We start from the raw sequence: 13,124 nt of genomic DNA on the forward strand, positions 1-13,124 counted from the left end.
AAAAAAAGCGGATTTAAGATCCGCTTTTTTTATGTGCAAATTCTATTTCTTACTTTCTGTATTTTCAGCAATTTTTTCAGCACTTTCCGCACTGATGGTCTCTATCCATTCGACAAATTCACTATCCAAGCTAGTTCCCCAAGAACGCACTAAAGCTTGATAGCGCGGATAATCACCAGTTCGCGTAAATACCAGCATCTGTTCAATCTGTTCGCGATGACGTTCTAACATAAAGCGTACTGCCAGATAGCCCCAACTGTAGATACGCGTACTATTATTGTTTTTCTCATAGCCCGTATCGAACAGTTCGCTTAAGCGATAAGTCTTTTTCTTTGCCTGTGCAATGGCGTTAGGGTTGCTCTTTCCATGTGCCAGGTATTCTGCAATGCCTTCACCCCACCAGACCAGATAGGGCGTTTGTGGTGCAGGTTTCGGGCAGTTTTCTGGCGCGGCATGCGAGTCGTGCAAATTCGCACAAAAATCGCCATACAAATTAAAGCGACCATCCAGATAATGAATGTATTCATGCCCTAAGTTGTGGACTTTGCCTTGTTCGCGTTGGTAGGCAACAAACTCCGCGTGGTTCTCCGTTTGCGCAGGCAGGCCTTCCAGATACATACCGCCATTATTCACTGGCATATTGAAATGCTTGCCTGCATATAGTGCAAAACTGGCTTGATCGCGATAGATATTTGCACGTAGTGAACTATTATTATCGTGCTTCACTGGTGTCAGCTTTGTGCCTGTACCACGCGAAAATAATTGATGAAATTCTTTTTCTAATTGTCCAAGTTGCTGACAAGCGGCTTGTTCTTGCTCGGATGTGAGGGCTTCAGAACGTAGACTGAGAGTAGCGCTGCAGGTATGTTGACGGTTCAGAATCAGATCGACACCTTTCAGCGAAATCGGCGCCGTTACCACATTCTGTGTAGCTTGCGCAGCATTTGCAAGGGTGGGGGTAAATCCACTATAGAGACAGGCAATGCTAAGAATGAAGCCTGATGGAAAGTAGCGGGTTGATAAATGCTTATACACAATGAGAATCCTCAAAAATAGCCTAGCTCAAATTCGGCAGCCGACAAACACGCCAACATTATAAATATATTTAACATATATTGTGTATATATTTTGTGAGTTTTATTGTATATTGTTAATTGACTGATACTTCAAAAATGAGCTGCTAAATGGCGGCTGTAGTACGGCTGTAGTGTGGCTGTTGCTTGGCGGTGCATTTTGCATGAATAAATTGAGGAGCACAAATAAGATGACGAATAGCTTAGCAAATAGGTTTGCTCAATGGCGAGTACCTACAGATTGGCAAGCCATTACTAGCTTGGATTGTCACACTGGTGGCGAACCATTGCGGATTATTACCTCAGGATTTCCTGTACTGGCAGGCCATAGTATTCTGGAAAAACGGCGAGATTGCTTGAAAAATTTTGATCATTTAAGAACCGCACTGATGTTCGAACCTCGTGGGCATGCAGACATGTACGGCGCCTTGATTACCGAACCCGAACGTGCCGACAGCGATTTTGGTGCTTTGTTTTTGCACAATGAAGGTTATAGCAGCATGTGTGGACACGCGATCATCGCGCTGACTAAGACTGCAATAGAGGCGGGCGTGGTGGCGAAAACTCTGCCACAAACTAGGCTTCGAATTGACGTACCGTGCGGGCAAATTCTGGCCTATGCCGATGTTGATGAAACGGGAATACAGAAAATTTATTTTGATAATGTTCCGTCATTCGTTGCGCAGCTTGACCAGAGAATTGAAGTAGAGGGTATAGGCATGGTCACCTATACCTTGGCTTACGGTGGTGCATTTTATGCCTATGTGGATGCCCCGTCGATCGGCTTATCTCTGGCTTTTGATAATCATCGCCAGATCATTGATTATGGTCGCCGTATCAAACAAGCGGTGATGGCAAGTAGGGCTGTGGTGCATCCTTATGAAGATGATTTGAGCTTTTTGTACGGGACAATTTTTTCCGCACCAGCGGAAGAGTCGGGCGTGCGTAGTCGGAATGTCTGCATCTTTGCTGAAGGCGAATTAGACCGTAGTCCTACTGGTAGTGGCGTTTCAGGGCAGGTTGCGATTTTGCATGCACGTGGCTTGCTTGGGGTAGGGCAAGAAATCACGATAGAGAGTATTTTGGGATCACAATTTCAAGTCTCGGTTCAACAGACTTTGCAATATGGACCTTATGCAGCGGTGATTCCACGAGTACAAGGTACGGCTCATGTGATCGGAAAAAATACATTTTATATTGACCCGACAGATCCTCTGCAACAAGGCTTTATTTTGCGATGAATATTGAGATGATGAAATAAAAATTGAGATGATGAGATGAATATTGAAACGACGATAGATACAAAGCAGTTAGTAACGCCTCAAGCGAACTTTCCTCAACGACTGCATGCACTGCGCATGAGTATGGCGCAGGCGGGGCAAGATGCCGCCTTGCTTTTTTCTTTGGATAATCTGCGTTATCTGATGAACTACAGTGGTGAAGCGGCGTATGGATTGGTGACGCAAAACGCGATGTATTTGATCACGGATTATCGGTTCTTGGAGCAGGCGCAAGAAGAGTGTATTAGTGAAAGAATTCCCACTACGGTGATTTGCCGTGATCGTGATCGTCAAAATTTAGGACAGGCGATCGCTGAAATCCTACAAATTGAAAAGGCGATCAAGGTATGGTTTGAAGCAGAACATATCTCCGTGGCGATGTGGAATGCGATTGCTGTTGAGAATCCATATTGCCTGTTTACCGCAAGTGTAGCGAGTTTAGAGCAACAGAGAAAAACTAAAGACGCATGGGAAATCGCCCAGATCAAAGCCGCAGCACAGATCGCCGACGAAGCACTAGCGGCCATCATGCCACAACTACAAGTGGGTGTGAGTGAAGCAGAATTGGCATTAGAACTTGATTATCAGATGCAAAAGCGTGGTTCTGCGGGAGTTTCATTTGCGACGATTTTAGGTTTCGGCGCACGTTCCGCTTTACCGCATTGCATCCCTTCACGCAAGAGATTACAGGCGGGTGATTTGGTCGTGTTGGATTTTGGTGCTGTGGTCAATGGCTATCGTTCGGACATGACCAGAAGTTTTATCGCCGGCAAATCTAGTCCTTTGCAAAAAGCTTTGTTTGATACCGTCACGGCCGCGCAGCAAGCCGCGTTTGAACGTCTGCGTGCCGGAGTGGCTGCGGTTAGTGCCAATGCAGCAGCAGCGGCAGTCTTAAACGCCTCGCCGTATGCGCAATATGCTGGTCCGGGCTTGGGACATGGACTAGGTATCAAATTACATGAACAACCGTTTATCAGTGCGGTTTGCCAAGAATATCTGCAAGAAAATTATGTGGTGACGATAGAGCCGGGAATTTATATTCCCAATTATGGTGGCGTAAGGATTGAAGACGATGTTCTGATTACTGAGCACGGTTTTGAATTCATTACCCATGCACCCAAGAATTTTGAATTAGAAATATAGAGTTATTATGAAAATTATCGACGCCAAGCAAGTCAATCAGGTACTGGATTTCCCGGCATTGATTAATGCCTTAGATGCGGGTTTTAGACAAGACTTCGGCATGCCGCAACGGCAAGTTTTTTCGCTCTCGGAAGATCCTGCGAATCACGATGGTTTTGCGGTACTCCCAGCTTGGAATGAGGACGTGGTTGGTGTTAAAGCTTTCACCTATTTTCCTGATAATGGAAAACAGGCTTTGCCGACCTTATTTTCAAAAATTCTGCTCTTCAGTCGTCAAGATGGCACACCCTTAGCGATGATAGATGGCACTAGTGTTACCTATTGGCGTACCGCAGCAGTGTCGGCGTTGGCAAGTCGTTATCTGGCACGTCCTGAGTCTATGCGTATGCTGTTACTAGGAACTGGCAATCTCGCACTACCCATCGTCAAAGCGCATTTATCAGAACATGCGATCTCTGATGTTGTTGTATGGGGACGGCATGCAGATAAAGTGCAGTCCTTATTGCAAACACTGCGTAATATCTACCCTCATGTCAATTTCAGTGCGACCAGTGATCTTGGTGTGACCGCAGCTCAAGTCGATATCATCGTCAGCGCTACTGGTGCCGCGGAACCTTTATTGTTTGGGAAAGACGTGGCCGCTGGATGTCATGTGGATTTGCTTGGTAATCATAGTCAAGATAGACGTGAGTGCGATACGGAATTAATTTGTCGTTCTTCGGTCTATGTGGATTATCGTCAGAACGTTTTGAAGGAAGCAGGGGAGTTGTTGGTTCCTATCAATGAAGGTAGATTTGCGGCGGCTGATGTGAAAGCTGATTTGGCGGAATTGTGTCGGATGGAAAGATCTTCTCGTCGTGATGCTGAGGAGATTACTTTGTTTAAGTCTGTGGGGACGGCTTTGAGTGATTTGATTTGTGCTAAGTTGGTGTTGGATAGTATTGTCTCGCTTTCTTAATTGAGTGTTCGCGCGATTTGTGGTCTGTAGGTCGGGTGTGGCCCGACAGCCACTTACCTTTTTTGCTTCGCCAAAAAAGGTAAGCCAAAAAAGGCGACCGTAGACTCGCCCTGCGGGTGCTTACGCTACGCTCCAGCATAATTTGTGCATCACAAAAAATGGGAAAGTGTCGAAACTCGCCTTCGGCTCAAACAACGCCACTTTCTTATCCATTTTCTGTGAAGCACAAATTACATCGTCTCAAACGGGGGTAAATCAAAGTCAAAAACAGAGTCAAAAGCAAGTCAAAAACAACGACCTACAACCGCTATTAGAAAAGTGGATGTCTGTTGATACTGTTTGTTTTGATGTTGCCGTTGCTTTTGATCTTGTTGTTGATTTTGACCTTCATCCACTTCTGACACTGCCAATTGTGCTGGACAGAAAATGGATAAAGAAAGTGGCGTTGTTTGAGCCGTAGGCGAGTTTCGACACTTTCCCATTTTTTGTCCTGCACAATTGGGAACCCGAAGGGCAGTGGCAGCGTGGTCGCCTTTTTTGGGTTACCTTTTTTGGCGAAGCAAAAAAGGTAACTAGCTGTCGGGCTACCCCCGACCAGAGAACTTAAAATTTTCCGTACCCAAAAATAAACACCCAAAAATAAACACAAAAATAAACACAAAAATAAACACAAAAATAAGCACCAAAAAAACACTAAAAACCAAGAGACACAAATGAACAAAATCAAACGCAACCCCTTCCACCGAGCCTTCTACATCGCCAACACCATGGAGATCTTCGAACGCCTCGCCTGGTACGGCTTCTTCACACTATCCTCACTCTACATCACCAGCCCAACCGCCCAAGGTGGATTAGGTTTCACCGACAAAGAACGTGGATTCCTACAAGGAATGATCCCGTTTTTACTTTATCTGCTGCCCGTGATCACAGGTGCACTCGCTGACAGGTTTGGTTATCGCCGTATGTTTCTGATCGCTTTTGCCATTATGTGCCCGTCATATTATTTGCTTGGACAAGTACATCAGTTCTGGACTTTTTTCCTCGTATTTTTTGCGGTCGCTGTTGGTGCTGCCTGCTTTAAACCTGTGGTCGTCGGCACGATAGGGCGTTCGACTGATGATACTAATCGTGGTTTAGGATTCGGCGTGTTTTATACCATGGTGAATGTCGGCGGATTTATCGGCCCTTTTGTCGCTGGTTATGTGCGCGCGATCAGTTGGGATTTGGTGTTTGTGATGTCGGCATTTTGGATTGCTTTGAACTTTATTCCAGCACTGTTTTTCTACAAGGAACCGGCACACGATGCGAGTAAGGATCAACGTAGTCTGAAGTTGGTGTTGTTAGAGGCGCAGGAAGTATTGGGGAATGGGCGTCTGGCATTGATCGTGGTGCCAGCGATTATCGCCTTGATGGTGACGACGCGCATGGGTATCGCGTTCTCAAGCTATTTGCTCGGTGTTGCCGCTTGGTTGGTGCTGAATTGGGGTTGGAGCGCGTTGATCAGAAAATCTTCGGTGCCGAATACGAGTTGGTATTATCAAACGGTGCAGGTCGGCAATGTTCCCTTCGTTCTGTACCTACTGATACTGACTGGTTTTTGGGTTGTGTACTTCCAATTATTTACTACCTTACCCGTCTTTATTCGCGATTTTGTTGATACCAAAGATGTGGTACATGCGATGCAGGCGTATGCACCATCTTTTGTCGAATTTTTAGCTGGTGTGAATCTCGAACAACTAGGCGGCGCATTGCCAACGCTGACGCAAAAATACCATGCTGGAATGGACGCGACTGCACTCAAACAAATATCGTTTGAGCTGGTGAATTACAAAGTGATGGTGCCAGATGATGTTCTCGCTCAGGGTTTGCTAGCACTGCAACAGGGCAAAGTCATGCCACAGGTGATAGCAGAACAATGGGCGACACAATATCGTCAGGTGAATCCTGAATACATCGTGAATGTCGGCTTTGGTTTGATCGTTGTCTGCCAGATTGCGATCAGTGCGTATATTCAACGTTGGCGCGCTTTGCCGATATTGGTATTTGGGACGCTGGTGCTTAGTACTGGAATTGCCTTGTGCGGTTGGGGAGCGGGTATTGCACTTGGTGGAACGACAGTGGTGATTGGAGTTGTGGTGTTTTCTTTAGGGGAAATGATTGCTTCACCAAAGAGTCAGGAATATGTCGCCGCGATCGCGCCTAAAAGTAAGACTGCGATGTATATGGGCTACTATTTTGTTTCTATGGCTTTGGGTAATTTGTTCGCCGGACTCTTATCGGGTTGGGCGTATACGGCGATTGCCAAAGAAATGAATCGTCCGGTGTGGATGTGGTATTTATTTGCTTTGATAGGAATCACAACGGCCGTCGCTTTGTTGGTATTTGATCGTTGGCTAAAGCGCCAACATGCGAATGAAAATATTTAAAATCCAGATCCGAGTCAACAGACCCTAATTAAAAACAAAAAAACCGACAAGCTGTCGGTTTTTTTGTTTTTGCTAAAGCACTACATCGCGGGCTTTAGCAAACGTAATACCAATGTCGCTTACAAATTTTCCTGCAAGAATTTCCATTTAGCTTTTTGCATAGACCAGTTCTGCCATGCATCTGCAACGCCATGACCTTGACCTGGATACAGTTGCAAGCTGTATTCTTTATTGCCTTTTGCCAGAGCGTCGATGAACATTACGGTGTTTTGTGGATGTACATTGTCATCCATCGTGCCGTGCATGATCATGATCTTGCCGCTTAAGTCTTTTGCTGCTTTCAGGCTGGAACCTTTGTCGTAACCTTCTGCATTTTCTTGTGGCAAGCCCATGTAACGTTCGGTGTAGATACTGTCATAGAAGCGCCAATCGGTCACTGGCGCACCGACGAAGCCTATCTTCCACGCCTTGCTATGTGTCATTGCATACGAAGTGAAATAACCGCCGTAGCTCCAGCCGTTCAAAGAAATTCTATCCATGTCGGCATAGCCTTGTTGACGCAACCAATCTAATCCATCCAATTGATCTTGCAATTCTAATTGACCGAGTTTTTTATGGATAGGCCAAGCGCTGGAAACACCTTTGTTACTCGCGCTTTGGTTATCCATCACCCACACGATGTAACCTTGCTGCGCGAGGAAGTGGTAGTACAGATTTGCCGCCCACGCATCACGTACTTGTGGTGCCATAGGACCCGCATACAGATGTTGATAGACCGGATATTTTTTCGTCGCGTCAAAATTTGGTGGCAAGAACATCACGCTTTCCATCATGAAGCCATTGCGTGATTTGATCTGTTGATGCTTTATGGTGGCCAATTGCAGCTCTTGCACCTTGGCAGGTACACCTGCATCATCCACCAATTTGACTAATACACCTGCATCAGTAAACAGTGCTTGTTTCGGCGTCTGTGTCATGCTGCTCCAGCTGTCGACGTAGTGTGTGAACGTCTTATTCCAGCGCACCATGTGGCTACCTTTGTCTTCGGTCAGGCGTTTGAAGTTACTGCCGTCGAGGTTCACACTATATTCATCGTTACCGATAGGATTGCGTTCATTGGCTGCAAATAAGACGCGACCTTTGGCTTCATCGACACCATGTACAGTGCGCACATCCCAATCGCCTTGTGTGACTGCTTTGACTAACTGGAAGTTTTTATCGTAATGATATAAATGATGATGACCAGTGCGGCTTGATTCCCAAATGAAGCTGCCATCTTTCAAGAAATGTGGAAGAGGTAAGCGCTCGGTCCAGGCTGGGCTGGTTTCTTTAACGACCGCTTGGCTATTCAGTTTGGCGTCGTAAATACGCAGATCTAACCAAGTTTGTACACGATCCTGCCATGCTGCCATCAGCTTGCCATCAGGTGTCCAGTCTACTTGTACGATCAGTGTTTCTTTACCAGCGTAAGGATCTTGCGTCCAACTGATCTTGCCGTTTAAGTCGACTACACCGAGTTTAGTAATAGGGTTTGAATCACCTGCTTTTGGATAACGTGTGCGATCCGTTTTGACTGGCTGTGCATGTTCACCGCTTAAGGTATAGACCGGTACTTTGGTTTCATCGAAACTTAAGAAGGCCAATTTTTTAGAATCTGGTGCCCAGCGGAATGCGCGGAAATCGCCACGTCCATAGACTTCTTCTTGATACACCCAGTCCAAGCGGCCGTTGAAAATGGTTTCGCTGCCACCGGTCGTCAAGCGTTTTTCTTTGGCGGTAGCGACGTCGGTCGCGTACATATCATTGCCTTTTAAGTAGGCAACGGTTTTCGCATCAGGTGACAACAGTGCTTCATCTTCTTTTTCATTCGGTGTATTGGTTAAGGCGCGAGCTTTACCTGCGTTTAAATCCAATAACCAGATATCGTTCTTGTAAGTAAAGATGTAGCTTTTAGTTTCTGGCTTAATTCGGGCACTCAATTGGTCGGCAAGTTTACCGACTTCTTTGTCATCGATTTTTGCAGCCTTCAAGATACTCAAAACATTGCCGTCTGCTGGTAAGGCTGTTTTCTCCCAAGAAGCTGGATTGACAACGAATAGTTCTGCCGCGCCTTTGTTGACTTTGGATTCGATCAGGCGGTTTTGGTTGTCCCAAGACAAGCGCGTCATCGGTGCTGCGCTAAAATTCACGCGTTGTTCCGGGTGATAGAGCATTTCTAAAGTCAATTTACCATCGCCAGCATAGGCTGCACTGCTGGTAGCGAAACCCGCTACCAAAGCAAGTGTGATGGCGTTCAAGGGAATAGTGCGTTTCATGGATGTTCCTCCAAATGATTTTTCTTGATAGTTGGATAATGCAAAATAAAATTTTTATCGGTCAAAATACTGACGATTTAAGACGCTATTGTCCCTAATTAGTTCAATTTTTTCAAAGACTTAATCACGTGTGGTAAGAGTTTTTCCTTGGCCGCAGTGACTTGAGTTTCTTGTAAATTGACATAGAGCGCGTATAAAAATGCGGTGAGATTGTGTTTGCGTGCCAAGCTCGCTTGGGTCGTTAATTTGGGATCGAGTGAAGTTGTGAAGAGACTATTAAACCAACGCTCCCATTCTTCTGCCGATAAGCCAGAGCGCAGGCCGAGATAAAAGACCGGCGCCATCAAACGTTCACTTTCGCCATAATGATAGAAGTGCTGGTCATTGCGTATTTGTGGCGCTAAGGCATTAAGAATTTGCAAGTGCTGCTGTTGATTTAAGGCTGGGTTGATTGAGAGTTGCAACATCCAGTCAGCACCATGGGCGACCCCGTGGCGCCAACCGCTTTGCTCGTCAAAGCCACGAAAATCACGCACCGCAGGCAAATATTCAGCGGCGGCATTCAGCATATCTTGACGTTGTTCGTCGTTCATAAAAGCCTTGCGACGATCAACCCGGGCAATTTCGGCGAGCACTAAGGCCGCGAATGGGTGCGCAAAACCTTGATCTTTGCTGGTAACTGGTGTGCGGATTTGTTGGAGTAACTGCAGACGTATCGTTTGTATCGTGGCGGTAGTCAGTAATTCGCTACGCATCCAAAACGACAAGGCTTCAAATGCGATTTCATCGCGCAGTACAGGGTTCGTATCTGCCAGACATTCGACCAGAGCCAATGCAGTTTGTTGACGTTGTTGCGGATCGGCGATTTGCCATTGATTTGTTTTGAGTGCTTGCAATTCAACTTGAGTACGTCCAACCGGTGGGCAAGCAGCTATGCTGTTTGAGCTGTAAGTGAATGCGCCGCAAGCAAGCAACAAGCTGGCAATACTTAATTGGAAAGAGGGTTTCATTATTGCTCCAATAATTCAAACTGTTGATTTGCGTAGTTGCCTGACTAAGCCAGGTTCTAAATTTATTGCGCTGTGCTTACGAAAGGCGCAATTGCCTGCATAGTTCTATCGGTCGCACCCTGGTGTTGCAAGAAAAAAGCATGCGCCTGTGCGCCCATTTGGTTTCTGGTCACGTCATCGTCGAGTAAAATTTGAGCACGTTGCATGACATCGCGGGCATCGTTGGCACGTTGTGCACAGTGTGCGGTGATCGCTTGTTCGGTGATTTCAGAGAAGTTAAAAGTGTGCGGGCCAGTTAATACCGGACGGCTCATGGCGAAGGCTTCAATCAGATTGTGACCGCCCAAGCTGACCAGACTGCCACCTACAAAAGCCAGGTCGCTGGCGGCATAATACATATACATTTCACCCATGCTGTCACCTAAAAACACTTGGGTGTCAGCTGGAATTGGTAACTCTTCCTGATCCAGATCGAGTGTAGAGCGACGTACAAAACGTAACTGTAATTGCTCTAACATGGTGGCGACTTGATCAAAACGCTGAGGGTGGCGCGGTGTAATAATCAATAGTGCGCGAGGTAAGTTGAGCTGAGTAAATGCTTCCAGAATTAAGGGTTCTTCACCTTCGCGGGTGCTGGCACAAATAAAGACAGGGCGCTCGCCAAAATATGCCCGCAATTTTGCACCGCGTTCGGCCATCAAGGGTGGCGGTGTTACGTCAAATTTCATATTTCCCGTGATGCACAGATTGCGTACGCCAAGTGCACGCAGGCGCTCAGCATCCGGTCCTGATTGCGCTGCGACATAATCGATAGCCTGCGCTGCAGGTAACATCAAAGAAGATAAGCGTTGTGCTTTGCGTAAAGAGCGCTCTGACAAACGGGCATTGACCAAGGTCACCGGAATCTCCGCCGACTTACATTGCGCGATTAAATTTGGCCAGACTTCGGTCTCAATTAAGATACAAATTGTGGGTGAAAAATGGCGCAAAAAGCGCCTTATCATCCAATTGATGTCATATGGCAGAAATGTTTGTGTGACGCGATCGGCGACGTTGGCGAACAGACTTTGACCAGTGCTGCGGCCAATCGGCGTCATGTGTGTCAACAAGATGCGGTGCTCAGGATAAGCCCTGAGGAGTGCGCGTACGATAGGTTCCGCTGCGCGGGTTTCACCGGCGGATACTGCATGAACCCAGATCGTTGCTCTTTGTTGAGATTGCGTTTGCGTTTCTGAATACCAGCCTAAACGTTCCGCAATATGCTGGCGATAGCCGGGTTCTTGTTTGCCGCGTAGCCATAGACGTAAGATAACAAAAGGCAGAGCGAGGGACCAGGCCAGAGAGTAAAGGAGACGCATTAATGACTTTATGCAGAAGTGACAGGCTTCCGCTGAGTTATGAAACAGGTGCTGAATATACCTTAAAAGCTCGACATTTATGGTCGTTTTCGGGGTTTTTTCGATGACAATTTTAGATGCTTGGGGTGAACTATCGAGTAAATGAGGAGGCGTTTTATATGGTGATGAGTTCACGCATGTGTCAAAATGCTACCAGCGCTTGATAGTCGATACGATGAGTACAGCACTTTTCGCGCTAGTTTTCGCTAGGCTGGCGCACAAATCTTGCGCACTAGTCGCTTAATATTCTTGATGCTTGTGGCTTGCGTTAATCTTTGTTTCGTCGATTTCATTACTTAATTTGGATGTCTAAAATTAATCGACGTGAAAATCAATTTCCCAATTCCAGAATCAAGACTTTTCAATAAATTCAAGATGAAAAATTCTCAGGTAGTACAGCAGACAAGTGGCAATCAAATCAAGATGAACCCCCGGTTTTTATTTGATGCTGCCTGGCGTGGCGGCAAGTCTTTAATGTGGCTGACTATTTTTAATACGGTGGTCGCTTTATTTGTCACCATTGTGATGCAAACTAGGCAAAGTTTCTTGGTCAACTGGGTATTTTCCATGTTGATTGGTTGTAGCATTGATTTGGTGATTGCCGCGATGCGTTGGATTATCTGGCGTCAGCAGAAACCGCATAGGATTGCTTTCTTTGTCGTGTGCATGGCGGCAGCACCGATAGGTTATCTGATTGGTGGCAATATTGGTTTGCTGATTTATGGTGTAAAAGCACCGAGTTTTCTCAGCGTGCTCAAAAATGGTGAAGGCATTCTCGTCATTATGAGTATGTTTATCAGTTTATTTGGCGGCGTGTTTTTCTGGAATCAATCTAAGTTAGCTGAGCTGGAAGCGGAGCAAGAAAAAGAAAAGGCGCGCAGCGAGGCAATCGAACGTCAAGCCATGCAAGCCCAGTTACAGCTTTTGCAAGCGCAGATAGAGCCGCATATGCTATTTAATACGCTAGCAAATTTGCAGGGACTCATTGCGATTGATCCTGCCCGTGCGCAAAATATGTTGGAACAATTGATACGTTATTTGCGTGCAAGTTTAAATTCTTCACGCACGGAAAAGACGACATTACGACATGAATTTGAATTGTTAGGAGCCTATCTTGAGTTGCTCTCGATACGGATGGGAAAACGCCTTAGTTATCAGGTGGAACTTCCGACAGATTTAGAAGAATTCTTGCTGCCACCGATGCTACTGCAGCCATTGGTAGAAAATGCGATTAAGCACGGGCTTGAGCCGAAAGTGGATGGCGGCCATATACAAGTTTCAGCGCAAGTTCAGGCTGAGAATTTGCATCTGAAAGTCATCGACACCGGTTTGGGTTTGCCGCACGATTACGATGAAAATCGTCGCACTGAACATCATCAAAGTCATGTTGGTAATGCGAATGTGCGCGAGCGTTTGTTGGCTTTATATGGTGAACAGGCGTTATTCACGTTGAGCGCCAATTCACCCCAAGGTGTAATTGCACACCTGTGTATTCCAGTAAACATTTAAAGAATTAGAAGGA

The 13,124-nt window shown here is 46.1% G+C and carries 10 protein-coding genes; 6 read left to right on the forward strand and 4 right to left on the reverse strand.

Annotation, left to right across the window (positions count from 1 at the left end):
* Nucleotides 1-42: 42 nt before the first annotated feature.
* Nucleotides 43-1,035 (reverse strand): collagenase, encoded by a 993-nt coding sequence (locus tag H8K55_RS14530; RefSeq protein WP_222612484.1) that lies wholly within the window; start codon nucleotides 1,033-1,035, stop codon nucleotides 43-45.
* Between the two features lie 229 nt (nucleotides 1,036-1,264).
* Between H8K55_RS14530 and H8K55_RS14535 the strand changes: the two genes are divergently transcribed.
* The 5 genes from H8K55_RS14535 to H8K55_RS14555 all read left to right on the forward strand — a co-directional run bounded on the left by H8K55_RS14535 (nucleotide 1,265) and on the right by H8K55_RS14555 (nucleotide 6,880).
* On the forward strand, nucleotides 1,265-2,314 hold the full coding sequence (locus tag H8K55_RS14535; protein ID WP_186942787.1) for a proline racemase family protein: 1,050 nt from the start codon (nucleotides 1,265-1,267) through the stop codon (nucleotides 2,312-2,314).
* Between the two features lie 36 nt (nucleotides 2,315-2,350).
* The gene (locus tag H8K55_RS14540) at nucleotides 2,351-3,496 is read left to right on the forward strand and encodes a M24 family metallopeptidase (protein WP_186942788.1); all 1,146 of its coding nucleotides are present in this window, start codon (nucleotides 2,351-2,353) and stop codon (nucleotides 3,494-3,496) included.
* A 7-nt stretch (nucleotides 3,497-3,503) separates the two neighbouring features.
* Nucleotides 3,504-4,454 carry a bifunctional Delta(1)-pyrroline-2-carboxylate/Delta(1)-piperideine-2-carboxylate reductase gene (gene lhpI, locus H8K55_RS14545; protein WP_186942789.1) on the forward strand — a complete coding sequence of 317 codons (951 nt, stop codon included), beginning with the start codon at nucleotides 3,504-3,506 and terminating at the stop codon, nucleotides 4,452-4,454.
* A 166-nt stretch (nucleotides 4,455-4,620) separates the two neighbouring features.
* Nucleotides 4,621-4,914, forward strand: coding sequence for a hypothetical protein (locus tag H8K55_RS14550; protein WP_186942790.1), 294 nt, complete (start codon nucleotides 4,621-4,623; stop codon nucleotides 4,912-4,914).
* A gap of 253 nt (nucleotides 4,915-5,167) precedes the next feature.
* Nucleotides 5,168-6,880, forward strand: a complete 1,713-nt coding sequence (locus H8K55_RS14555) for an MFS transporter (protein WP_186942791.1) — start codon at nucleotides 5,168-5,170, stop codon at nucleotides 6,878-6,880.
* Nucleotides 6,881-6,999: 119 nt separating this feature from the next.
* Here the strand turns inward: H8K55_RS14555 and H8K55_RS14560 are convergent, their stop codons facing one another.
* The 3 genes from H8K55_RS14560 to waaA all read right to left on the reverse strand — a co-directional run bounded on the left by H8K55_RS14560 (nucleotide 7,000) and on the right by waaA (nucleotide 11,563).
* Complete coding sequence (locus tag H8K55_RS14560; protein WP_186942792.1) at nucleotides 7,000-9,195, reverse strand: S9 family peptidase; 2,196 nt, start codon at nucleotides 9,193-9,195, stop codon at nucleotides 7,000-7,002.
* A 98-nt stretch (nucleotides 9,196-9,293) separates the two neighbouring features.
* Entirely contained in the window at nucleotides 9,294-10,205 is a 912-nt protein-coding gene (locus H8K55_RS14565; RefSeq protein ID WP_186942793.1) for a DUF2785 domain-containing protein, read from the reverse strand.
* Nucleotides 10,206-10,267: 62 nt separating this feature from the next.
* Nucleotides 10,268-11,563 (reverse strand): lipid IV(A) 3-deoxy-D-manno-octulosonic acid transferase, encoded by a 1,296-nt coding sequence (gene waaA / locus H8K55_RS14570; RefSeq protein ID WP_186942794.1) that lies wholly within the window; start codon nucleotides 11,561-11,563, stop codon nucleotides 10,268-10,270.
* Between the two features lie 414 nt (nucleotides 11,564-11,977).
* Here waaA and H8K55_RS14575 point away from each other — a divergent pair, with 414 nt between their 5' ends.
* Nucleotides 11,978-13,111 (forward strand): sensor histidine kinase, encoded by a 1,134-nt coding sequence (locus H8K55_RS14575; protein WP_230408636.1) that lies wholly within the window; start codon nucleotides 11,978-11,980, stop codon nucleotides 13,109-13,111.
* Nucleotides 13,112-13,124 lie beyond the last annotated feature (13 nt).

Source organism: Affinundibacterium flavidum (genome assembly GCF_014284175.1).
GTDB lineage: Bacteria > Pseudomonadota > Gammaproteobacteria > Burkholderiales > Burkholderiaceae_D > Undibacterium > Undibacterium flavidum.